The 24,533-nt window shown below is 62.4% G+C and carries 16 protein-coding genes and 1 tRNA gene; 7 read left to right on the forward strand and 10 right to left on the reverse strand.

Annotated elements, in window-relative coordinates:
• Nucleotides 1-8: 8 nt before the first annotated feature.
• The gene (locus ASE00_RS06640; RefSeq protein WP_056378364.1) at nucleotides 9-806 is read right to left on the reverse strand and encodes an SDR family NAD(P)-dependent oxidoreductase; all 798 of its coding nucleotides are present in this window, start codon (nucleotides 804-806) and stop codon (nucleotides 9-11) included.
• Between the two features lie 290 nt (nucleotides 807-1,096).
• Here ASE00_RS06640 and ASE00_RS06645 point away from each other — a divergent pair, with 290 nt between their 5' ends.
• The 6 genes from ASE00_RS06645 (at nucleotide 1,097) to ASE00_RS06670 (ending at nucleotide 9,382) form a co-directional block, all read left to right on the forward strand.
• A complete protein-coding gene (locus ASE00_RS06645; protein WP_056378366.1) occupies nucleotides 1,097-2,275 on the forward strand; it encodes a helix-turn-helix domain-containing protein in 1,179 nt (392 codons plus the stop codon).
• A 292-nt stretch (nucleotides 2,276-2,567) separates the two neighbouring features.
• A complete protein-coding gene (locus ASE00_RS06650; protein ID WP_056378368.1) occupies nucleotides 2,568-3,773 on the forward strand; it encodes an acyl-CoA dehydrogenase family protein in 1,206 nt (401 codons plus the stop codon).
• Nucleotides 3,770-4,819: an acyl-CoA dehydrogenase family protein gene (locus ASE00_RS06655; RefSeq protein ID WP_056378369.1), complete on the forward strand. Its 1,050-nt coding sequence runs from the start codon at nucleotides 3,770-3,772 to the stop codon at nucleotides 4,817-4,819. Before ASE00_RS06650 ends, ASE00_RS06655 begins: the two co-directional genes overlap by 4 nt.
• A 28-nt stretch (nucleotides 4,820-4,847) precedes the next feature.
• Complete coding sequence (locus ASE00_RS06660) at nucleotides 4,848-6,896, forward strand: 3-hydroxyacyl-CoA dehydrogenase NAD-binding domain-containing protein (protein WP_056379401.1); 2,049 nt, start codon at nucleotides 4,848-4,850, stop codon at nucleotides 6,894-6,896.
• 42 nt (nucleotides 6,897-6,938) lie between these two features.
• Complete coding sequence (locus ASE00_RS06665) at nucleotides 6,939-8,111, forward strand: acetyl-CoA C-acyltransferase (protein WP_056378371.1); 1,173 nt, start codon at nucleotides 6,939-6,941, stop codon at nucleotides 8,109-8,111.
• 29 nt (nucleotides 8,112-8,140) lie between these two features.
• Nucleotides 8,141-9,382, forward strand: coding sequence for an acyl-CoA dehydrogenase family protein (locus ASE00_RS06670; RefSeq protein ID WP_056378373.1), 1,242 nt, complete (start codon nucleotides 8,141-8,143; stop codon nucleotides 9,380-9,382).
• A 108-nt stretch (nucleotides 9,383-9,490) separates the two neighbouring features.
• Here the strand turns inward: ASE00_RS06670 and ASE00_RS06675 are convergent, their stop codons facing one another.
• Nucleotides 9,491-10,807, reverse strand: coding sequence for an AraC family transcriptional regulator (locus ASE00_RS06675; protein WP_082594490.1), 1,317 nt, complete (start codon nucleotides 10,805-10,807; stop codon nucleotides 9,491-9,493).
• Nucleotides 10,808-10,949: 142 nt separating this feature from the next.
• Here ASE00_RS06675 and ASE00_RS06680 point away from each other — a divergent pair, with 142 nt between their 5' ends.
• A complete protein-coding gene (locus ASE00_RS06680; RefSeq protein WP_056378376.1) occupies nucleotides 10,950-12,236 on the forward strand; it encodes a TetR/AcrR family transcriptional regulator in 1,287 nt (428 codons plus the stop codon).
• Nucleotides 12,237-12,408: 172 nt separating this feature from the next.
• Here ASE00_RS06680 and ASE00_RS06685 read toward each other — a convergent pair whose 3' ends face one another.
• The 8 genes from ASE00_RS06685 to ASE00_RS06720 all read right to left on the reverse strand — a co-directional run bounded on the left by ASE00_RS06685 (nucleotide 12,409) and on the right by ASE00_RS06720 (nucleotide 24,515).
• On the reverse strand, nucleotides 12,409-13,221 hold the full coding sequence (locus tag ASE00_RS06685) for an aspartate/glutamate racemase family protein (RefSeq protein ID WP_056378378.1): 813 nt from the start codon (nucleotides 13,219-13,221) through the stop codon (nucleotides 12,409-12,411).
• Between the two features lie 38 nt (nucleotides 13,222-13,259).
• Nucleotides 13,260-14,207, reverse strand: coding sequence for an alpha/beta hydrolase (locus ASE00_RS06690; protein ID WP_056378381.1), 948 nt, complete (start codon nucleotides 14,205-14,207; stop codon nucleotides 13,260-13,262).
• Between the two features lie 121 nt (nucleotides 14,208-14,328).
• Nucleotides 14,329-16,674, reverse strand: coding sequence for a TonB-dependent receptor (locus tag ASE00_RS06695; RefSeq protein WP_056378382.1), 2,346 nt, complete (start codon nucleotides 16,672-16,674; stop codon nucleotides 14,329-14,331).
• 132 nt (nucleotides 16,675-16,806) lie between these two features.
• Nucleotides 16,807-18,897, reverse strand: a complete 2,091-nt coding sequence (locus ASE00_RS06700) for a PQQ-dependent dehydrogenase, methanol/ethanol family (RefSeq protein ID WP_056378384.1) — start codon at nucleotides 18,895-18,897, stop codon at nucleotides 16,807-16,809.
• Between the two features lie 123 nt (nucleotides 18,898-19,020).
• Entirely contained in the window at nucleotides 19,021-19,821 is an 801-nt protein-coding gene (locus ASE00_RS06705) for an SDR family oxidoreductase (RefSeq protein WP_056378386.1), read from the reverse strand.
• Between the two features lie 185 nt (nucleotides 19,822-20,006).
• On the reverse strand, nucleotides 20,007-21,812 hold the full coding sequence (locus tag ASE00_RS06710; protein ID WP_056378389.1) for an acyl-CoA dehydrogenase: 1,806 nt from the start codon (nucleotides 21,810-21,812) through the stop codon (nucleotides 20,007-20,009).
• A 73-nt stretch (nucleotides 21,813-21,885) separates the two neighbouring features.
• Entirely contained in the window at nucleotides 21,886-24,063 is a 2,178-nt protein-coding gene (locus ASE00_RS06715; protein WP_156405294.1) for a PQQ-binding-like beta-propeller repeat protein, read from the reverse strand.
• Nucleotides 24,064-24,440: 377 nt separating this feature from the next.
• Nucleotides 24,441-24,515 (reverse strand) — tRNA-Thr (locus ASE00_RS06720).
• Nucleotides 24,516-24,533 lie beyond the last annotated feature (18 nt).

Below are 24,533 nucleotides of genomic sequence, written 5' to 3' on the forward strand. Positions count from 1 at the left end.
AGCGGGATTTAGAATCGGGTTTCGCCGATCACGGGTGGCCGGCTTACAGGGAGCGAACTCGACAGACCGCCGTCCACCGCCACAGCCTGCCCATTCACGTAGCTCGCCTCGTCCGACGCGAGGAAGGCGATCACCTGCGCAAGCTCCTCGGGCTGCGCCGCGCGCCGTAGCGGATTAATCTGGCCGACCCGGTCCTCACGCCCGCGCTCGCGCGCCGCATCGAAGATGAACTGGGTCATGCCGGTCTCGACCAGACCGGGGCAGACGGCGTTCACACGTATGCCCGAGCCTGACAATTGTTGGGCGGCAACGGTAACGAGATTGATCACCCCCGCCTTTGACGCTGAGTAAGCGGGCCCGCCCGCCCCCGACCGCAGCCCGGCGACCGATGCCGTGCAGACGATCGCACCCGCATGTCCACCGTCCAGCATCGCGCGGGCGCCATGCTTGACCGCCAGGAACGCGCCGATCAGATTGACCCGCAATACCTGTTCCCAGGTCGCGGCGTCCTGTTCGAACAAGCCGCCGATGCCCCCGTCCACGCCCGCATTGGCGACCAGGATGTCGAGCCTGCCGTGATGAGCGACGCCGCGCGCGACCATGGCTTCGACGTCTCGCTCGTCACCTGCATCCGCGATCATTGCCGTGATGCCCCCGTGATCCGAGGCCGTTTCGAGGACGCGCTCGGATCGGTCCGCCGCGATCACGCGCGCGCCCCGCGCCGCGAGCAATCGCGCGGTCGCTCGACCGATTCCCGATCCGGCGCCGGTTACCAGCGCGCTGCGCCCCTCAAGAGGTCCGGTCAAACGAGTCTCCGCTGCAAATCTTTCATGCGATGTAGCCGCCTTCACCGCCGGCGGCGATGACCCGATCCAGCAAGGGCCTCTTCACCAAATGCGTCACCTGCCCGATCTGTGATTCAGTTCAGCTTTTCAGAGCACTGCAGATATCGCGCCCATTTTCAAAAACCGTGCTGTTTTTGGATGAATTCTCGCGCGACCAAACGACCTTTACACGAAGAAGAATTTTTAATAGCGTACAGCTTTCGAGGCGAGTCACACATCAGGTGTGAGAAAGACCCTGAACGGAGAGTCCGATGCTCACGGATAATCGTGCAACGATCGCGGCGATGCGCACGTCCGCCGGCCAGGCCACCCCGGCCTTTCTGCAAATTGGCGAGCTGCACGGCGGCGACTTCGGCTTGAGAACGCATGAGGAGCAGGAGGCTTCGCTCAGAACCTTCGCAGGCGACACGATCTCGATCCGCTATGTAGAGTCGTTCTTTGGAAAGGCCTTGGCGCGTGCGCTGCTGCGCGATGCCGGCCTTGCCGACGACGCCGGTTCGCCACCCGCGCTCGTCAAGCACCGTGATTTTTGGCAGCTCTGCCTCCGGAACATCAACATGTCCGGCGATGAGGGGCATGGCTGCACGCCTCGCCCAATTGCCAAATCGACGTGGCAAATGATCTTTTCTGCCGTCAACCAGATGGACACCCTTTCGGACGGATTGCGCCAGTTCGCGGAACTCGTGCCGGCGGTCTGCGCCGGCATGGCGGTGACCGTCGGCTACGGTCGAAACGGCGTACACCTGAACTACATGGTCGAGCCCAGCGCAGTCGCGCCCAGTGAAGTCGCCAGGCTCGAGCGCTATGTCGAGCTCATTGCGCTGGTCTTCCACTGCGTATTACTCTGGGTGACGGATCATCAGCTGGAGCCTGTCCAGATCCGGCTGTCAGCCAATCTCGATGAGGCGGATGGCAGCCTTCTGTCCGGCCTGTCCGCCAGCACGGCGCGCCAGGGCCGCGGCGTGACGATCGTCTATGACCGTGATGATATGGACCTGCCGCTCGGCGTCCGCAAATACCAGCACTGGAGCAACGAGACAAAGGCGTTCGAGGATCTATGCCTGACGGCGCGTCCCGTCCGCGCCCGTGACGGTCTTTCGCCGGTCGTGGCAAAGGTGCGGGACCTCATCGCGACCCGCACCCTGACGCTCCAGGAAGTAGCGCCGATGCTGGGTATGAGCATCGCGACACTGCAGCGCCGGCTCCGGGAGGCGGGAACGAGTTTCCGGATGGTCTCCCGCGACGTCCGCTGTGAAAAGCTGCTGTCGCTGCTGGCGACCGACATCCATTTTGACGACGTCGCCGAGGAACTCGGCCTGTCGGAGCGGCGCAGCCTTTGGCGGACCTGCCAGGAGTGGCTCGGCGTCTCGCCCAGCGAATATCGCCGGAACCAGCGCAGCGCGAACGCGGCGCGCGCCGTATCCGCCTGAGCAGGCGGCGCAACCCACGGAAGCCAATCGGGTCGCGACCACCAGCTTCGCGATCGGCCTGCAGATCGCGCGGGCCGCAGGATCCCCCGCAAACGCCGCATATGCCGCAGCCTTTCAGGCGTAAAAGGCTGATAGGCGGGCCGCGAATTCCGGCCGGAAAGCCGACGACGAGGTACCGGCCTCGCCATAGGCCGTCCGGCTGCACGAAGTCGTTACCCCCCGATCGAGCGATCCCGTCCTTGAAGCGCAGGCCGCCCTCCGCGACTGCAACAGCAGACCAGTGGACATTCCGATGAATCTAGAACTCTCACCTTCCGAACTGCAATTCCGCGACGAGGTCCGCGCCTTTCTCAAGGCGGAATTGCCGAAGCGCCTGTCGGACAAGGTGCGCGATCTGAAGCGGCTGACCAAAGCCGACTATGAAGAATGGCATTCGATCCTGAATCGCCGCGGCTGGCTGGCCGTCAGCTGGCCGGCCGAATGGGGCGGCACCGGCTGGAGCGTTATCCAGCGCTACATCTTCGAGGTGGAAGCGGCCGCCGCCCACGCACCGCGTGTCGTGGCCTTCGGCGTCTCGATGTTCGCAGCCGTCGTACTCCGCTATGGCACCCAGGCGCAGAAGGAGCGCTGGCTGCCCCGTATCCTCGACGGATCGGACTGGTGGTGTCAGGGATTCTCGGAGCCCGGCGCAGGCTCCGACCTTGCCGGGCTGCGAACGACGGCGGTTCGCGATGGCGATGACTATATCGTCAATGGACAGAAGACCTGGACCACCTTCGGCCACTTCGCCAACAAGATCTTCTGTCTCGTCCGCACCGATCCCGCCGCCAAGAAGCAGGAAGGCATTTCGTTTCTCGCCATCGACATGGACACGCCCGGCGTGGAGCTACGCCCGATCATCCTGCTCGACGGCGAGCATGAGGTGAACGAGGTCTTCTTCACCGATGTCCGCGTGCCGGCCGACAATCTGGTTGGTGAGGAGAATGCCGGCTGGACCTATGCCAAATATCTGCTCGCCCATGAGCGGACCGGCACCGCCCTGATCGGGGAATCGACCGCCGCTCTCGCGCGACTGAAAGCGATCGTCGCCACGGAGACCAAGGCGGGTAAGCCGCTGTCGCAGGACCCGCTGTTTGCCGCCCGCCTTGCGCGCGTCGAGATCGAACTCGCCAACCTTACCACGACGAACCTGCGCATGCTCATACGTTCCGATAGCAGCGCAGCCTCGATGGCCGACAGTGCCATGCTGAAGATCCGGGGCACGGAGGTCCGCCAGCAGATTACCGCCCTCGTCCGCGAGGCGGCGGGTCCCTATGCGGCGCCCTTCCGTCTCGATGCCCTGGAGGAAGGCTTCAACGGCGAGCCGGTCGGTCCCGATTACGCGGCTGCGGCAATGCCCGATTATCTCAATCACCGTAAGCTCACGATCTATGCGGGGTCCAACGAGGTCCAGCGCGAGATTATAGCGAGCGCAGCACTGGAGTTGCCCCGGCGATGAACTTCGACCTTTCCGAAGAACAACGTCTTCTTGCGGACAGCCTCGGCGGCTATCTCGGTAAGCGCTACGATCGCGACGCCGGAGATCGCACGCACTGGTCGGCGCTGGCCGAGCTTGGCGTGATCGGCGCCTTCTTCGATCCCACGCGCGGCGGCTTTGGCGGCAGCGCCTTCGATGTCGCCGTGGTGTTCGAGCAGATCGGACGCGCGGTTGCGATCGAACCGTTCCTTGGGACGCTGATGGCCGGCACGGCGATGGGAGATGATGTGCCCGAGGCACTGGTCACTGGCACGGAGCTATTCGCCTTCGCACATCAGGAGGCCGCGCTACGCCACGATCCGGATACTGTGCTGACCACCGCGGTGCCCGATGGTGCGGGCTGGCGCCTCACCGGACACAAAGGCCCCGTTCGCGGCATCGAGCAGGCCGACCATATTGTCGTCACATCCATCGGCCCCACCGGCCTCGCGAGCTTTCTCGTCGATCCGGCAAGCGAGGGCGTGTCGATCCGCGGCTATCCGATGATCGACGGTGGACGCGGCGGCGAGCTTGTGCTGGACAATACACCTGCACGGCTGGTCGGCCCGAAAGACGGCGCAAGCGCCATCGCCCGCACGCTGATGATCGGCACCGTGGCGCTCTGCTGGGAAGCGGTCGGTATCATGGATCATCTGCGTGACGCGACCCTCGACTATATGCGCATCCGCACGCAATTCGGCCGGGCAATCGGAAGTTTCCAGGTCTTGCAGCACCGCATGGCGGATCTGGCGATCGACATCGAGCAGGCGCGCTCCGCCGCCATCAACGCAGCCGCCGCCATCGATGCCGGTCGGCGTGACGCGGCGCGGGTGGTTTCGGCCGCAAAATACACGATCGGCACCACCGGGACCCGCGTCGCGGAAGAATCGATCCAGATCCATGGCGGCATCGCCATGACCTGGGAATTCCCGTCGTCGCTCCATGCGAAACGCCTGATCCAGATCGGGCAGGAGCATGGCGATGCCGACCATCACCTTGCCCGTTTCGTCGCGCTTGCCGCCGCATGATGCGGCAGCCGCCATCCAAGGAGCCTTTATGTCCGTGATCACCACCCGTCGCGAGGGTGATGTCCTTATCGTCACCGCCGATTCCCCCCCGGTCAATGCGCTGGGCGCCGCCGTTCGCCAAGGTTTGATCGATGCGATTGCCGAGGCCGAGGGGGACGATGCCGTCAAGGCGGTGATCATCATCGCCGCCGGACGCACCTTCTTCGCTGGTGCCGACATCACGGAATTCGGCAAACCCCTCGCCGAACCGAGCCTGCCGACCGTATGCGACCGGATCGAGGCCTGTGCGAAGCCGGTCGTGGCCGCGATCCATGGCACCGCACTCGGCGGCGGGCTCGAGGTCGCGCTCGCCTGCCACTATCGGATCGCCGTCCCCTCGGCGCGCCTCGGCCTGCCGGAAGTGAAGCTCGGCATTATCCCGGGCGCGGGCGGCACGCAGCGGCTGCCGCGCGTCGTAGGTGTCGAAGCGGCCACACCGATCGTGGTGACCGGCAGCCCTGTAGGCGCCGCCAAGGCACAGGCGATCGGCCTGGTCGACCGCCTGGCCGGCGAGACCACGCTGGCCGCGGATGCTCTGGCCCTCGCCCAGGAGATAATCGGAAAGCCTCGACCGGTGTCCAGCGAGCGCCGCGACCGGCTGGGCCAGAACGATGCGCAGGCGATCACCGAATATCGGACGAAGAACGCGCGCAAACTCGCGGGATTCGAGGCCCCCGAAGCCGCTTTCGAAGCACTCACTGCCGCGTCGGAACTATCCTTTGCTGACGGCATGGCGCGTGAAGGCGAACTGTTCCACCGGCTTCTTGCCGGTGATCAGTCCCGCGCCCTCCGTCACGTCTTCTTTGCCGAGCGGGCAGCCGCCAAAGTGGACGGCGTAGCCGCGGGCACGACACCGGCCGCGATCGGCTCGGTCGGTATCCTTGGCGCAGGCACGATGGGCGGCGGCATCGCCATGAATTTCCTGTCGGCGGGCGTTCCGGTCACGATCCTGGAGCGCGAGCAGGCGGCGCTCGATCGCGGCGTGGCCACCATCCGCCGGAATTACGAGGCGACTGCCGCCAAGGGGCGGATGACGCCCGACGATGTCGAGCGGGCCATGCGCCTACTCACGCCGACGCTGAATCTCGAAGACCTCGCCAACTGCGATCTGGTCATCGAGGCCGTATTCGAGCTGATGGCGATCAAGAAGGATGTCTTCCGCCGCCTCGACGCCACGATCAAAAAGGACGCGATCCTGGCGACCAACACCTCGTTCCTGAACGTCGATGAGATCGCGGCCATCACCAGCCGCCCCGAAAACGTCATCGGCCTGCACTTCTTCTCACCCGCCAATGTCATGAAGCTGCTGGAGGTCGTCCGCGGCGAAAAGACGGCCGACCAGGTCCTCGTCACCGCCATGGCGCTTGCAAAGAAGATCGGGAAGGTCGCGGTCGTCTCCGGCGTATGCCACGGCTTCATCGGCAATCGCATGCTCGTGCCGCGGCAGGATCAGGCCGATGCGCTGGTACTGGAGGGGGCGAGCCCGGCCGAGGTCGACCAGGTCCTCCTCGACTTCGGTTTTCCGATGGGGCCGTTCCAGATGACGGACCTTGCCGGGATGGACATCGGCTGGGACCCCGAAAAAACGGCAAGCAGCACGGTCCGCGAGATATTGTGCGAGATGGGCCGGCTCGGTCAGAAGAGCGGTGCGGGCTATTACGACTATGACGCAAGCCGGAAACGCACGCCTTCCGACGTCGTCGGCAAAGTGATCCGCGACTTCGCCACCGCCCACAACATTCCCCAGCGCAGCATCGGCAGGGACGAGATTCTGGAACGATTGCTGTACCCGCTCGTCAACGAGGGCTCCCTGATCCTCGAAGAAGGCATGGCCCAGCGCGCGTCGGACATCGATATCGTCTGGCTGAATGGTTACGGCTGGCCGGCCTATACCGGCGGACCGATGTTCTGGGCGGACACGGTTGGCCTCGACACCGTCGTCGCGGGTCTGCGCCGCCATGCGGACAAGATCGACGGCCTCCGCATCTCATCCCTGTTGGAGAAAAAGGCCGCTGCTGGCGAGCGCTTCAACGCCTGAGCACAGCTCTCACCTCCCTCTTCGATTCACCGGAGCTTTCCCATGCGCGACGCCGTTATCGTTTCCACCGCCCGCACGCCGATCGGAAAGGCGTTCCGGGGTGCCTTCAACGTCACTCCGGCACCAACGCTTGCCGCCCACGCGATCCGCGCGGCCGTCGAGCGCGCCGGTATCGATCCGCAGGAGATCGAGGATACCGTGTTCGGAGCGGCCCTGCAGCAAGGCGGCCAGGCGATGATCGGCCGCCACGCGCCCCTGCGTGCCGGTCTGCCGATCACCGTTTCCGGCATGTCGATCGACCGCCAATGCGCATCGGGATTGATGGCGATCGCCACCGCCGCCAAGCAGGTGATCGTCGACCGCATGGACGTGGTCCTGGCTGGCGGCGTCGAATCGATCTCCACCGTCCAGACGGACGCGCTCCGGATCGATCCCGATCCCGAACTGATCGAAATGGTGCCGGACATGTACATGCCGATGCTCCAGACGGCGGAAATCGTCGCCGAGCGCTACGGCATCGGGCGTGAGCGGCAGGACGCCTATGGTCTCCGCTCGCAGCAGCGCACTGCGGACGCGATCACGCGCGGCGCCTTCGATGACGAAATCGTGCCGGTCACCGCGATCCAGTCGGTGACCGACAAGGCCACCGGCGCGACCTCCGAGCGCGAGGTGACGCTCACCCGCGACGAAGGGCCGCGCGCCGACACCAGCGCGCAGGGTCTCGCCGGGTTACGGACAGTCGTGGAAGGCGGCGTCATCACCGCCGGCAATGCGAGCCAGCTATCGGACGGCGCCTCGGCCTGCGTAGTGATGGAAGCGGCGGTCGCGGCGCAGCGCGGGCTCGCCCCCCTCGGCCGCTATGTCGGCATGGCGGTCGCCGGCACCAAGCCGGACGAGATGGGCATCGGCCCGGTGTTCGCGGTGCCGAAGCTGCTCGACCGGTTCGGGCTCAAGGCGGACGATATCGGCCTCTGGGAGCTCAACGAGGCATTCGCCGTACAGGTGCTCTATTGCCAGGATCGCCTGGGCATCCCGGATGAGCGGCTGAACGTGAACGGCGGCGCAATCTCCATCGGTCACCCCTACGGCATGTCGGGCGCCCGCATGGTCGGCCATGCGCTGATCGAGGGGCGCCGGCGCGGAGCGCGGTACGTGGTCGTCACCATGTGCGTCGGCGGCGGCATGGGCGCGGCCGGGCTGTTCGAGGTCCTCTGACCAGATTGTATAAGAAAAAGGAACATTCGATGGCGACTAACGACGAAGCCGAGCTCAACGACCTGCGCATGTCGGAGGGCGTCCGCCCCTTATTCGACGCGGTGAAGCGGCACATCGAAGAGAATGTCGACCCCATCTACCCCGAATTCATTCGGCTGGGCGAGGGTCGCGCGAACCGCTGGAGCTATGCACCCGGACAGCTGGAACTGCTGGAAGGTGCCAAGCAGAAGGCGAAGGCGGCCGGGCTTTGGAATTTCTTCCTGCCCAATTCCTCGACGGGTGAGGGCCTGAGCAACCTCGATTACGCCTATATCGCCGCCGAACTCGGCAAGTCGCCGCTCGCATCCGAAACGCTGAACTGCTCGGCGCCCGATACCGGCAACATGGAGGTGCTGGAACGCGTCGGCACGTCGGAACAGAAAGAGCGCTGGCTGGTGCCGCTGCTGAACGGCGAAATCCGGTCGGCCTATGCGATGACCGAGCCGGCGGTCGCCTCATCCGATGCCAAGAACATTGCGACCACAGCGGTACTGGACGGCGACGAATGGGTGATCAATGGCGAGAAATTCTACATTTCCGGCGCGGGCGATCCCCGGTGCAAGGTCATGATCTGCATGGTCCGCAGCAATGACGGACCAGAGGCCAATCGGCGGCACTCGCAGATTTTGGTACCTATCGATACTCCCGGAGTGACCATCGTCGGGCCGATGCTGGTGTTCGGCCATGATGACGCCCCCCACGGCCACATGCACATCCGCTTCGAGAATGTGCGCGTCCCGAAAAGCAACGTCCTCCTCGGCGAAGGGCGCGGCCTCGAAATCTCGCAGCTTCGCCTCGGGCCCGGCCGCATCCATCATTGCATGCGCATCATCGGTCAGACCGAGCGGGCGCTGGACCTCATGGTCAAGCGGGGCAATTCGCGTGAGGCTTTCGGCCGTCCGCTCGCGAAGCTCGGCAAGAATCTGGAGGTGATCGCCCGTGCGCGGATCGAGATCGAGGCGATGATGCTGATGGTCCTGAAAGCTGCAAAGGCGATGGACGTCATGGGCAGTCGCGATGCGCGCATCTGGGTCAGCATGGTGAAGGCCATGGTGCCGGAGCGCGCCGCCCAGATCATCGATCAGGCGATCCAGATCCATGGCGGTGCCGGCCTGTCCCAATGGTCACCGCTCACGGAAATGTATGCGACCGTTCGCCACCTGCGGATCGCCGACGGTCCAGACGAGGTTCACCATATGGTCGTCGGTCGCGCCGAACTCGGAAGGCATTGATGCAGCAGGGCCGGCAGATCGGCTAGCCGCTGCGCGATCTCCACGGGCGCGGGCGACGGTCTCGGCCGCGCCCGCGCTCATATTTCAAAACACCGGAAGCCATCTTCATCAACTCATATGAGCGTTCCGATATTCGGTTGGCGACATACCAAGCCATTGCTGACAGGCTCGCCAGAGGCTTCGGCGGTCCGAGAAGCCCAGGTCGAAAGCGATGTCATCGAGATTTGCGGTCGTGCGCAGCAGGGAAAGCAGCTTCTCGCAACGCATCTCCTGCGAAATCAGGCGAAAACTAGTGCCGGAGCGTGCAAGGCGTCGCTGCAGCGTGGCGACGCTGATCCCCATCCGGTCGGCCGCCTGCTGTTGTGACAAGGGGCCGCGTAACAGAAGTGGCCGCAATTTCTCGACCGTCGCCGACTGACGGCGCCCCCCTTGCTGCCGGATCCGGGCTGCGAGTTCGAGGAAGGTGGTGGTTTCATGATGCGGTGGCGACTGATATTTTCGCACGCCCAGAGGAAGATCAAGCACAGCCTTGCTGTAAGACACCGTCAAGCCGGTCCCATGGCGATCGATATCGTCGGTCAGACCGGCCAGCGGGCTACCGTCCCTATCGTCCAACAACGAAGACAAGGAAAGCTGGTCTATCTCAATCGGCGCGGCGCTTCCCCAAAGCAATATGCAGTGAAAAACCAGAGCAATGATCTCCAGATATCGATCACCACGCTCGGAAGCTTCACCGGCTCGAGAGTAATGTATCATCACTCGTTCGGGGCTGCGGCCGATCTTCACCAACACATTAGAAGGAATCAACGGGACAAGATCAGCAAACCGCTTCAATCCGCTGCCTATCGTGTCCATCTGATTGACGGCCGAGAAGATCATTCCCCAGGTCGACAATGGTAGCGGCTGGGGTGTGCATCCCTGCCCCTCGTCGTTGTTCAGCTTGATGTTATCCAGACAGAGATTCCAAAAATCGATCGTCGTCAGATAGTTTGGAAAATTTCCTTCGGTGCCGAGCCCGCTCCGCTCCATCAACGAATGGGCGAGCCGTACGCCGAAGAAATTTTCGGCATAATAGCGGGACAGGATATTGGCTGGAGGTATGCCGTCCGCATCGACCGGATGATCGCTGCAAGCGTCCCGCCTCAGGCCTGGGGACAGGCTGGGGATGCGACGGTCATCGAAATCCCGCTCGCGATCGAGAGGAAAGCCGCGAGGAAAGCCGATCGGGCCATGTTCATCTGCAAAGGATCTGCTGAGCGATACCGTCACGTCCATCCTCCCACAAACCGTCAAATGAGCTGCCGTTGTTGGCAACGTGCGTTGAAGTTGTACATATTTAAGAAAATCGGCGGCGTCAATGACCAAGGGCGGCGAGAGCCATTCTGGATGGTCGCGACACGAGCGGCGAGACATGAAGGAATACATGATTATGCTGTGGCACCCCTTCCCTCTTCCGCGCGACAGGCATGGCCGCACGGCCGCAAACCCTATAGGCTATCGGCGCTTGGCCTTGACGCTGAGTCTGTGATCGATCACTCGCTCAACCGCTCAGTTGGGAATTTGCCTCATGTCCTATGAGAAGGAGGGCGGTAGCTCGTACAGTCCCGTCCGGGTCGCTCGGCAGACGCGATCCGAGGATGCGCTTGCTCGCATTGCGCAAGCCGTCATCGGCCTGCTCGCGAGCGAAGGACAAGCCGCCCTGACCCATCGCCGTGTCGCGGACTTGGCTGGCGTATCCTTGGCTGCAACGACCTATTATTACGCCGGCAAGTTCGAGATGATCAACGACGCGACCGCGCGGCTTCTGGATGCCTATATCAACGCTTTCATCCGCGCCGCCGAACGGCATCGCGAGGGCAGGCTGGGCATCGAGACTCTACCCGCGCTCGTCGTCAAGCTGCTCAAAAATGCTGCCGGCCGCCATGGCCGTGACACGCTCGCCTGGTTCGAGATCATGCTCGATTGCGCCCGCCATCCGAAAGGTCATGCAATCGCGCGGGGCTGGCTGGAAGCCATGGATACGGCCTGGACGGAACTGGCCGCCGAGCTGGGTCATCCGCCGGGCAGCTTGAAGATCGGGCCCGCAGTCGACGTCGTCATGGGCCTGCTCTTCATAACCGTGCCACTGGGCCTCTCCGCCGATGAGATGGAGGCGCTGATGGAGCGAAACGAAAGGCTGTCACCGCGCGCTGGCGATATGGTGCAAGGCGAAGTCGCGCGCCTCCCGGGCGATCTTACGCGCGTCACGAACAAGTCTCGTGAAACGCGTGATCGCATCGTCGAAGCCGCACTTGAGCTGCTCATGGAGGGGGATGCGCCGCTGTCGTACAGCGCGATCGCCGCCCGCGTCGGCCTGACCGTTCCGACGACAACCTATCATTTCGGCACCTTGTCCGCCTTGCAGACAGCAGCCCAGCGACGGTTGATGGGACAGGCCGCCGCACATTATCAGCATGTCAGGGAGCGGATAGGCTCAGTCGCCCATGAACCAGCCGCCATAGCTGATATCATGGCCGATATTTTCGAGGCGGAGACGACGGAGGGTGCGCGCCTGGCGCTCGCCGCGTTCGCAATCTGGGTGGACGCCGCCCGCAAGCCGGAACTGAGGCCGGAGGTAGCGGACATGATCACGAGGCGGATCGACGACGTCCGCGAACTGCTGGGGAAGATCGGAGCGCTCGCGCGGCCAGGCAATGCGTTGATTGCCCTCGCCCAGCTTCTCGGCCGCGAGATCCGTGCGCTTTCGACGGGCGGGTTTCCCGATGACCGGATCGTAGCCCGCCAGGAATTCCTGGAAACGTTGCTGAGTTTGCAGTCCGATAGCCATCCGTTGATGCATCAAAAGCTTGCCTGAAAACACCTGTTCACCGGTGCCGCCGCTCGCATCCGATCGACGCCCCTTCCGCGTAGCGTCTACCTGCCAAGCTCCCAGACACGACCCAGGCCCGCCGCGCCCTACGACGCGGCGGGCCTGACGAGCCATCCTACCTTCCTGCGCCGTTTGGGACGACGCTATGTCCGCATGTTCAGTTGGCGAACTCGAAGACCGACATCGCCTCTTTCCGGTGCGCCTCGGGGAATGGCCGATACGTTCCTGCGTGGCTCGTAGGGGGGATGCCGAGCGAACGCTGGAGACCTACGCGGTACTCGATCATCTTCGCGCCCACGCAGATCGGGTCGAACACCGGCGCATCATAGCCGGGAATGCTCGAGATGCCGCATGCGGTCGCAAGGTTTGCGAGCGACGTGCTTCCCAGGATCACGGAATGCGCGCCTTGCTCCAGCACTTCCTTGCATCCGTTGACGATCTCTTCGCGCACCAGCTCAGGATTCTTGAACGCATCGAGGACCAGCTCGTCATAACGCTCGGAGCCATAGACGGACGGCGACATCCGCCCCTGAAGGCCATAGCGCCATACGGCGTCCTCGGTCATCTCCTTGCAGCGGCGGTCGCGATGGACGAGGAAGCCGAATTTCGGCCCGGCCATGCAAGCCGAATATACGCAAGCCTCGACCGCGCCCACGACCGGAATCTTCAGCAATGAGCGTGCTTCCGCCAGCACCGGGTCCAGCGAGCAGGAAATTATGACGCCATCGCAGCCGGATTCCTGGAGCTTGTAGAGCTTCTCAAGCAGGACTTTGCCATCCAGGAACGTGAAGAAGGGATTGAACAGCAATTCTATGCTGGTCTCTTCGATACAGTTATTCCCGCTTTCGTACACAATCTCGACGTCATTTCCCATCACGCGCCGCAGATTTTTCTCCTGCAACGCGAGATAACCCCATTTATCGAGGATCGATGCCGAAACAACGTTCACAACACCAAGTTTCATCTTCATGGTTCCGCTCCTATGTTTCCGATGCCGGGCTGATCATTTCAATTCTGGTCCGATACCTCCAGGAAATGCGCGATCTCCGCGATGGCGAAACGGGTGTTTGCCAATTCCTGGGGAAAAAGGTGGAAGGCGTGCGGGAGGTCCGGCTGGACACTCAGATGAGCTGACACACCGTTGGCCCACAGCCGCCCGGCGAACTTGACGCTCTGATCGCGCAGATATTCGACCGAAGTCGTCTGCAACAGGCTGGGCGGAAAGCGGGCGAGAATGTCATCGGACGCCGCGGAGGGAGAAACGCGCGGATCGTGTATCGTCGCATCGCCCTGCAGGTAGAGGTCGGCGAGCGCGGTAAACCCGGCTTCGGAACAGATCCCGTCGTCGATGCCCTCGCTCGGCTCGGGATAGGGACGAAAGTCGAGCGCGGGCGACATCATGACAAGCGCGCTGGGAACCGTGCCGCCCCGCATTATCATGTCGGCGGCCACGGCAGCGACGAGGTTGCCTCCCGCCGAGTCGCCGAACAGCGCCACGCTGCGCGCATCCGCCGCGCCCGAAGGCCCGTGTTTCAGCACAAATTCGAACGCCTCGACGCAGTCGTTGAGCCCCTGCGGAAAGCGATGTTCGGGTGCTAGACGATAATCGATCAACAAGATCGGCCGCCGCGTCGCAGCCGCAAGCATATGGACGAGATGCCGGTGCGTGTCCGGTGAACCCGCAATCCAGCCGCCGCCGTGGATATAGACGCCGCGAAGGCCTTCGTCCGCATCGGCGGGGATCACCCATTCTCCCGAAAAGCCTTCGAATGCGACCGGCTGAACGCGACAGTCGAAAACACGGTTCGCGCCCGTTTCGCTATAGTTTCCCATCACATAGCGGGTGGCCGAAACCATATCGGGAAACGAGCCGGCCTTCTCGGCAAGCCCCGAAAGATGCTGCTTCACTTCGCCGATCGCGGTCGCGGCCTGGCGGCCGGAGGACATGCTCGTCATTGGGAATCCTCTCTCTTGGCAAATCTAGACCGCCGGCATCGGAGCAGCGATGACACTTTCCTGCAGGCCGGAGGTGGTAAACCCCCTCACCCCGGCATCCGCCGGAGTGAGGGTCCTGGCCTCAATTTCGAATGCTGAACGAGATCCCGTAAGTAGCGGGACGCGCAGCGTAGCGTACGCGGGTATCCGAAACCGCGTTTGCATTCGTCCAATAATATTCGTTGAAGATGTTCTTGCCCCAGAGGGTCACCGACCAATTCCGATCGACGTTATGCAACCCCATTCGAACGTCGACCGTCCGGTAAGCACCAATCCGGGAAAATGCGTCATTGCCTACCGTCGAATTCGTCGCCGAGTTATAGGTGAAGTTGCCGCCGACATTGACCTCGAAGGCGTCGGTGACCGGCCAGCGATAATCGATATTCGAGGTCACCGAATATTTTGGCGCGAACGGTATCCGGGTGCCTTCGAAATCGACGAGCTGCGAAAAGCCGTTGAAGCCGGTGAACTCGTCGATCCGGCTATCGAGATAGGTAACCGACGTGCCGAAGGTCAGGCCGCGAACCGGCGCCGCAGTGACGTTGAGTTCCGCGCCGCGGATCGACGATTTGGGCACATTCCGCAATGAATCCAGCAGGTTGAAGACTGGATCGATCACTTTGGAGCGCAGCTGCTTGTCATTATACTTATAGTAGAAGGCAGCGCCCGTCAGGTTGAGCCGCCTATTAAACATCTGCAATTTGAAGCCGCCCTCATAATCCAGCAGCGATTCCTGAGTGATGGGCGCCAGCTGCGAGAAGGTGGCTGCCGAGACGGTGGTGAATGCACCGCTCTTATAGCCTTTCGACACGTTGAAATAGAGCAGCAGATCCGGCGTCGCCTTGAAATCCACGCCAACCCGCCATGGGAAATTATGCTCCTTGAGCACCCCGCTGAAGCGGCCGGGCGTGTAGAGAATGCGGCCCTGGGCGTCCTGGGTGACGTTGTCCAGCGACACGCAGGCGAACGGCGGCAGCGGCGTGATCGCCCCCAGCCCCTGACCGGCGCGCAGCGTGTTGGACAAGTCGGTGAAGAATGCGGAGAGAGTATGCCGTGCATCCGTATCCTGCGTACAACTGTTGGCGTTGCGCCGAACGTTCGAATATCGAATGCCGCCCTTCACGGTCAGCTGATCGGTGACGTCGAACTCGACATTGCCGAATGCCGCGTAGGACCTGGACTTCTGATTGGTTCCATACCCGTTCGTTTCCCACAGGCCCGTGGTCAGGATGAATGAGGCGTCACGCGTATCGAGCAGGCTTCTCTCGCGCACGGATGTCCGCTCGTAATTCGCTCCGACAACCCAGCGGAGATTGTCGAGGTTTGTGCTCGACGCACGAACTTCCTGGGAGAAGCTTTTGACTTTGCCGATGGTGTTCGATGAGAAGTTCAACGGCACGATGCCGTCGGCGTCAGTCTGTTGATCGCGGGTAAAATGCGCAAAGTTCGTGATCGACGTCAATTTGACGGTCGGCAGGACATCGACATCGCCGCGCAGCGATACTGCATATTGCTTGTCGTCGCCGCGTGGCCGGCGCTCCGGGCTCCAATCGGCGGCGCGGTTGCTGCGGGGAGCGGTGGGAATATTGTCGAGCAGCGGATAGTTGCCAGGTACCTGGTTCAGGAGGAAGATGAACTGGGGCGCCTGCGGGTCAGACTTGTTGATGTGGCCGCTTGCGGTCAGCAGGAACCGAGCGCTCGCCGAGGGTTCCCAGGCAAGGCTGGCGCGGCCCGCCAATACCCGGCTTTTGCCGAGACTATCATCGCGGGTATAACTGCGCTGCCAATCGTCGCCATGGACGGCACGCACCGCGATACGATAGCCCAGCGTGTCAGACAGAGGGCCGCTTACGAAACCGCTGCCTTCGATCGTGTTGAAGCGACCATAGCTGAGATCCAGCCCGTAGGACTGCTTCGCAGTCGGCTTAGCGGCGATGAAGTTGATCGCACCGCCGGTGGAACTCTGCCCGAACAGCGTCCCCTGCGGCCCCTTGAGAACCTCGACGCGTTCAAGGTCGAGAACGACCTGGCTGGTCAGGACCGAAACCGGATAGGCCACCTCGTCCACATAGACGGCAACCGCAGGCGTCGCGCCCAGCGAGTCATCATAATAGCCGACGCCGCGTAGCGAATATACCGGCGTATTCGCGTTGGTCGTGGCGAAGCTGAGCGAAGGTATCACGCGAGTAAGGTCGCTGATCCCGGCCACACCCTGCTTCTGCAGATCATTTGCACTCACCGCCGTAACGGTCAAGCCGACGCGATTGAGAGGTTCGGCGCGTTTGTTGGCGGTGACCACGATCTCCGCCAGGCCGCCGTCCGCCGCCTCTCCCTCAGCAGAGGCTGCCTGCGCCAGAGCACTCGAAGCTGCAAGCATCGACGCAGACAAGACGAGCGCGCGCGATACTTTTATAACCGGCTTATACATATCAATACTCCCCATCTTTCGTATATTTTAAACAGCCAAAATTATATTTTGGCAAAATACAGATCAAACCAATTTAAACTAAAATATTAATGACGCCTTTTCGTGCGAATACTGTTTTCTTCAAGGAAACGATCAAGAACCACTGCGAGAATTCTTAAGCACCCCGGCAGCGGTGTGGGATTCACGTGCGCGTTTTCGGATGAACATGAAAAGATCGTCGATCTCCTGATCGCTCAGTTCCGCATATTTGGGCATCCCCTTGGAGGCGAGGAACCCGCCGCGCAGCAGACTGGCCAGGCTGGACCGATCGAGCGCGATCGGCGACTCCCGCAAATCAGGCCCAGGCGAGCCCGTCGAGACGACATCGATCCCGTGGCAGATCACGCAATTTTTCGACAGATAGAGCCCGCGCCCCCTTTCGGCCGACTGATCGGCAATGACGAGCCGCGGATTGTCGAGCGGCTGGAGCGACATGTCCCTCGGCGCAGTCGCGGGAAGGCGCGCCTGTCCGTCGATCGCGAAGGTCAGCAGCCGGCGTGGCTGCGCGCCATATTTCCAGCCGCCCTTGATGAAATCCGACCCCATCGACGACGAGCCGCCATGGCCCACCAGAATCGAGACATATTGGCGGCCATTGACCAGATAGCTGATCGGCGCCGCAATGATCCCGAGCCCGGCGTCGAACCGCCACAGCGACTTGCCTGTCGCGGCATCATAACCGTTCAGGGAGCCGTCTTCGTGCCCCTGAAAAACCAACCCGCCAGCCGTCGCCAATACGCCGCCGTTCCACATCGAGTCGATCGGGACGGTCCAGCGCGGTCGCTGCCGCACCGGATCCCAAGCGAGCAATTCGCCCTTCCCGTCCCGGGGGCCATCGAACGCCGGGGACAGCAAAGTCCCGCCCAGCGAGGAGTTCGGATCGGCAGCATAGCGGCCACCGATCTGCATGGCCGGAATATAAGCGAGACCGGTCTGCGGGCTGAACGCCATCGCCTGCCAATTATGCGCACCCCACGGGCCCGGCCAGATCGTCACCGGGCCATGCTCATAACGAATATTGGGCCGCTCCACCGGGCGTCCCGTCTTCAGGTCGATCCGGTCCGCCCAGGTCACCTTGCCGAACTTCTCCGCTGAGATCAGCTTTCCGGTTTCGCGGTCGATGACGTAGAAAAAGCCGTTGGTGGGCGCCTGCATAAGTACCTTGCGGCGGCGACCGTCGATGTCGAGATCGGCGATCTGGATATCAGCGGTGGCTTTATAGTCCCAGGCCTCACGAGGGTTGAGCTGATAGTGCCAGATGTAGCGTCCGGTCTGCGCATCGAGCGCGACGATCGACACTAGGAAGAGATTATCGCCGTTGCCCGGACTGCGCTTCGCCGGATTATAGGGTCCGGAATTGCCGGTGCCGACATAAACGCGATCGAGTTCGGGATCGTAGGTGAATGCATTCCAGACGGTGCCGCCCGTCCCGGTCAGCCAATATTGGCCTGACCAGGTTTTTGCCGCCATTTCCATGGCTGGATCACCCGCATTGTCCTCGGGTCGGCCGGGCGCGGTGTAGAAGCGCCAGAGCTGTTTGCCGCTATGGATGTCATAGGCGGTCACATAGCCGCGCTCCCCATAATCTCCGCCGCCATTGCCGATCAGAACCTTGTTGCCAAAGACGCGCGGCGCCCCGGTTATCGTCCGCTTCGACGTCGGCTCGATCGTCAAGGTCGACCATAGCGGCTTACCGCTATGGGCATCGACGGCAACGAGGCGTCCGTCGAGCGTGCCGACGAAGACCCGGCCCTCCGCATAGGCAACGCCGCGGTTGACGGGAAAGATATAGCGCAACCGCGCTGGATCGGCCTTCCCGACCTCCGGGTCATATTTCCACAGCTGACGCCCGGTGGCGGCATCGACGGCATATATGGTCGAGCTCTGGCCGCTGAAATACAAGGTGCCGTCGATCGCTAGCGGCGTTGCTTCCAGCGAATGTTCACCATCGAGGTCGAGAGACCAGGCGAGACCGAGACGGCCGATTGTCGACCGATCAATCTGCTTTAACGGGCTGTAATGCTGCTCCGAATAATCGCGGCCGCCGGACGGCCAGTTGCCTCCATCCGCCAAAAGCGCAGCCGGCATCTCCCTGCCTGCGGAATCGATCCGGGTAGCCGAGGCACCGACCATCGCCGTTGCGAGACCGAGCGTGACGCTCCAGTTGCGAAAATGGTGCCGCATGCTCTCTCCTTCCGGCCTGCTGCATCTGTGCATTCAGGATGTGACGATGTTAGAGGCATGACGCTGGCCGGGACGAGGACCGGGCACGACATCAATGGGGTGGCGATTTCCCTCGCAATATAATCAGGCGATTTCAGCCATCCCGCCGTCGCAGGGCAAGACCGCACCGGTCATATATGCCGACGCCGCCGATCCCAGAAAAATAGCCGTGCCCGCGATATCGCCGGGGCTACCGGATCGGCGGAGCGGATTGGCACGGATCAATTCGGCGTCTTCGTCGGCCAGGAACGCCGCCATCATCTTCGTCTTGAACGGGCCGGGCGCGATCGCGTTGACCAGGATGTTTTCCGCGGCAAGCCGCTTCGCGAGTTGGCGCGTGAGCATCAGGCAGCCCGCCTTGGAAGCGCCATAGGCGAAATTGTCCATGGGGGAAGGCCGCAGCGCATCGACCGAAGCGATATTTATGATGCGCGCATCTCCGGACGCGGCCGCCGCAGCCCGCAACGGGCCCAGGAGATGCTGGGTCAAAAAGAAGACGCCCTTCAGATTGAGGTTCATCGTCTTGTCCCAGCCGCTTTCGGGAAAATCGTCGAGCGGACTTCCCCACGTCGCGCCAGCATTGTTGATCAATATGTCCAATGCCGTTTCGTGCGCGCCGTAATGGTCGGCAAGCTGCTGGGTTCCGGCCAGCGTCGACAGGTCGCAAGGCAGGGCGATACATGTACCGAACGCACCGAGTTCCTGCGCCGTCGTTTCGCAATCGCTTGCGCTACGCGACGAGATATAGACGCGGGCGCCATTGCGCACGAAACCTTCGGCGATCATTTTCCCGATGCCGCGGCCTCCCCCGGTGACGATGACGGTTTTGCCCGCCACGCCGAACAGGGTGCCGATGTTGAGGCCGCTGGCCGCATTCACGGTCATCTCCGACTTTTCCTTCTTTGTTTCGCCCAGACTCCGAAACTAGGGCGGATCGACATTCAGTTCAGATCGAGCCGAAAATGGTAGTTTTCTGTGACCCGGAGCGCAGCGTACTCAAATGTACGTGAGCACCGGAAGCACGGGAAACTGCCATTTGCAGGCCGGTATGAGCTGAATGTCGATACGCCCTAGTGCCCGACCAACTGATCCGGGCTCGTGCTTAGACAGACATTCTCGAGCTGCAGCACCGGATCGAGCTGGACCGACGCATGCGGCAACACATATCGGAAAAAATATCGGCACGCGGCTAACTTGCCCTGATAGAAGTCGCGTTCCCCGGCTGGCCGATCAGCTGTGGCGAGAGCTTGGAGGGCAAGTTCGGCCTGCCATAGCCATAGCCACGCGACAACGATCGTGCCGAACGCATCGAGATAAAGGGTCGCATTGGCGAGCCCAAGATTGAGATCGTCGCATTCCCGCGATACCTGCGTCGCAGCGCGAAGCTTGGCCAGCGCTTCGCCCAACCGCGTGGCATGTTCGGCGAGATCGGGCAGCGGCATCACACGATCGATCGTGGCCGTTACGCGGTCGATCAACTCTTTGAGCGCCACACCGTCCTCGAGGCGGACCTTGCGGCCCAGCAGGTCGATCCCCTGGATCGCGAAAGTGCCTTCGTGGATGTGGTTCAGCCGATTGTCGCGATAGAGCCGTTCGACCGGATAATCGCGGGTATAGCCATAGCCGCCGAGAACCTGGATCGCGAGCTTGTTCGCTTCCAGGCAATGTTCGGAGGGCCAGGACTTTATGACAGGCGTGAGCAGATCCAGCAGACGCGCCGTCGCTTGACGCTCCTCGGAACAAGTTACGACCTTCTGCCGATCTACCAGCCAGGCACCATAGGCGACCAGGGCCAGACCGCCTTCGACGGCCGCCTTCTGCGCCAATAGCATGCGGCGCACATCGGCATGTTCGATGATCGGCATCTGGGGCGAGAGGGGATCCTTGTCACGCGGATGGCGGCCCTGGAGACGATTACGGGCATAATCTGTCGAATAGAGATAGGCGGCGAGCGCCGACATGACCGCGCCATGTCCGACACCGATCCGGGCTTCGTTCATCATGTGAAACATATATTTCAGCCCTTGGTGCGGCTCCCCCACGAGTTCACCGAGACAATCGCCATTCTCGCCGAAATTGAGCAGGCAATTGGTCGTCCCGCGATGCCCCATTTTATGATTGAGACCGGCAAGGGCGACGTCGTTCGGTGCGCCGGCTGTGCCGTCCGCCGCGATGCGCTGGCGGGGTACGATGAACAGCGAAATACCCTTCACACCGGCAGGCCCGCCCGCGATCTTGGCGAGCACCATGTGGACGATGTTCTCGCTGAGCTGGTGGTCGCCGCCGGATATCCACATCTTGCTGCCGGTAATCCGGTAGTTGCCATCCGCCAGCGGTTCGGCGCGGGTCCGGATGTCGGCAAGCGACGAACCGGCCTGCGGCTCGGACAAGCACATCGTACCGAACCATCGCCCCTCCAGCATGGCAGGCAGGTAACGGCGCCGCTGCTCGTCCGAGCCGAAGACATTCAGCATGTTGGCCGCGGCTTGGGTCAGCAGCGCATAGTTGGTCACGCCGATATTGGCCGAGGAGAACATGCCGTTGGCCATCATCTGAACGACGGCCGGCAACTGCATGCCACCGATCGCCTCATCGAAGCCCGCCCCGAACAGGCCGGCGTCGGCATAGGCGCGCAGCGCCTCGCCGACTTCAGCGATCATTTCCACCCGGCCCTCGACGATTTGTGGCTCACTAGCATCGACCGTGGCGGCGTGAGGGAGAAACTTCTCCTCGGCGATCTGCTGCGCCATATCCAACACGGCTTCGATCGACGCCCGATCGTAGCCGGCGTAGCGTGGCGTCTCCAGCATGCTGTCCAGGCCGAGCAATTCATATAGTATAAAATCGATGTCCCGGCGATTGACGATGGCAGACATATTCACTCCTGAGGGGGCTCGGCAGCCCGGAAACCGTTCGGCAGTTCACGCGACGCGCAAAGCGCCGGCTGCGTCAGCGCGGGGAAGGCAGGCGGAAGAGCCAGAGCCGGACGCCCGGGCCCGCGGGTTCGATCTCCGGGGTCAACGTTCGCATCGTTGCCTCGTCGGGATTGCCGCCGCCCGTCGTCACCGCGACATATTGGACACCATCAGCAAGGAAGCTGATCGGCGTCGAGCTCGGCACGCCGTCCAGCACCGTGCTCCAGAGCAGCTTGCCGCTGACCGCGTCCGTCGCCCGGAACATGCGATCGCGCCCGCCATGGAAGATCACGCCACCCGCGGTCGCCAGGGCCGAGGCCGAAGCAGGCGCCCGCTGACGCGCCGACCACATGGTCTTGCGCCCTGTAAGATCGATCGCCGCGAGGCCGCCGAAGTTACGGTCACCCCCTTCCGGCGGCTTTACCCCATAGGAAATGTCGAAATCGGCACCCTTCTGCCAGATCAGATCCATGCAGGAGTTTGCGAAAGGCACGTAGAGGCGGCGGCTGACGGCGTCATAGGAGGTCGCCGGCCAGTTCCGGACGCCCGTTGCAAAGGGGCAGACCGTGATCGGCCGATCGGTGCGCGGCTCCAGCGCGGGATCGGTGATCTTTCTGCCCGTGTCCGGGTCGATGGACTTGACTAGGTTCTGGTAGCCCATGTCTATCGAGAAGAGATACCGGCCGCTTTGCGCTTCCAAGGCATCGAGAATTCCCAATTTGCCGATGGTGATGAGGGCGTGCTGCGGCCCCGTGGCAGTCCGGATATCGACGATCTGACGTTCGAAGGCCCAGTCCATATCCCACACATCGCGGGCCATATGCTGATAATGCCAGACGAGCCGGCCTGTATCGGGATCGAGCGCGAGCGTAGTGTCGGTATATAGCGCGTCACGCGATCCGCCGTTGCCCCGCTCCTCCATCAGCGGCGTGATCTGATAGGTCTGTCCCGTCCCGAAGAACAGCAGGTTGGTGACGGGATCATAAGTCCCTCCCGTCCAGAGAGACGCGCCGAAACGGCGCTCCATCGGCGCTCCATTCCATGTGTCGCCCCCCGGTTCGCCGGGGCGGGCGATGGTATAGAAACGCCATGCCTCCTCGCCGGTCTGCGCATCGAACGCGGCGATGAAACACCCTTTCGGCTCGCCATTGCCGGCGCAGCCCGACATGCCGACAACGACCTTGCCGCGTACCACCAGCGGCGCGCCGGTGACCCGCAACGAGCCTGCGCTGGGATCGATGAGGTGGTCCCAGACCGGCTTCCCTGTCCGCACGTCGAGCGCGATCAGGTGATTGTCCAGAGTGGGGACGAACAGCTTGTCACCATGGAGCGCCATGCCGCGCGGCTGCGTGATCGGCGGCCCCATGATCGACGCGACGGCTTCGCGGCTGAACTGCCACAGCACATCGCCGGTTCGGGCGTCGAACGCAGATACCGTCCCGCTGCTGTTGACGAACAGAACACCGTCATGGGCGAGCGGATTTATTCCATTAGTGCCCGTGCGCAGCGCAAGGCTCCAGGCCAGTTGAAGCTTGCCGACGTTCTGACGGCCAATGGATTTGAGCGGACTGAAGCCGTGTCCGTCGTAGGTGCGCCGCCAATGCAGCCAGTCGCCGATGGGCGGATCCGCAAGCATCGCGTCAGTGACCGGAGTCATCGCGGCCAGCCGCTTTTGGCGGGCGGCCAAGGCAGCGAGGTAAGGCCCGTCGTAATTCGACGACGAGTGCAGGATGCCGCCCCCCTCATTCGCACTGGCGGATGCCGGCGTAGGCTGCGAATCCTTGCTGGGAGCCGCACCGGTCGGCCGTGTTAAGTTTTCTCCCGCTTCACCCAGGAGCAACGAGGTGACCGCACCCGCGGCGGCCCCGGAAAGCGCATCGGGATTGCCGGGTGGCATATTGGCGACGATGAACGAACGTAGCGCCGCAGGATCTTTCCACTTGGCAGCGAAGGCCGCGCCTTTGAGCGCCGGTCCAAAGCCACCTTGGAGGTCCGCGCCATGACAACTGGCGCACTGTTGGCGGTAAGCCAGTCGCCCGTCGCTCACCGCAACTCCGGCGTGAAGAACAGAGGAAGATACCGCAATCAGAACAACAATCAAAAACGCCCGTATCGACCAGATCATCGTACGCGACATCTGGTATCTTGAGATCAACGGCCAAAGGCGAACGATTTGCGTTAGGCTATTTTGAGGATTTCGCATCATTAACATTGGCACTCGTCCCGCGCTCGAGAGGCGGGAGCGCCGCCATATGATGCTAGACCACAACGCGATCCAGTGAGGCTGCAATGCGATGTCGACCTCGGTCGTGTCGATGACGCTATGGCTCACCGTCCGGGTAACATTAGGCGGCGTTTGAAATGTTTCGGCCCAACGTCATCAAACCGACTCTGAAACTATTGCGGCTGAGCACGCTACGGCGCTGAGGTAGCCCCCTGTCTCGGCTGCTGGCCGCTTCGAGAGCAACTCAGCAAGGTGAGCGGGCTCTGTCCCCGGCTTCCCTACTGAGGCAGAAAAATCCTCCAAGCGCGGTATTTTCGAGAAGACGCACGCGTCCATCTCTAAGATCCACTCACCTCAATTGGGGGTGGTGCTGCCGGTGAGGATTGAACTCACGACCTCAGCCTTACCAAGGATGCGCTCTACCACTGAGCTACGGCAGCATTGCCTGCAATTTGCGG

Source organism: Sphingomonas sp. Root710 (genome assembly GCF_001429065.1).
GTDB lineage: Bacteria > Pseudomonadota > Alphaproteobacteria > Sphingomonadales > Sphingomonadaceae > Rhizorhabdus.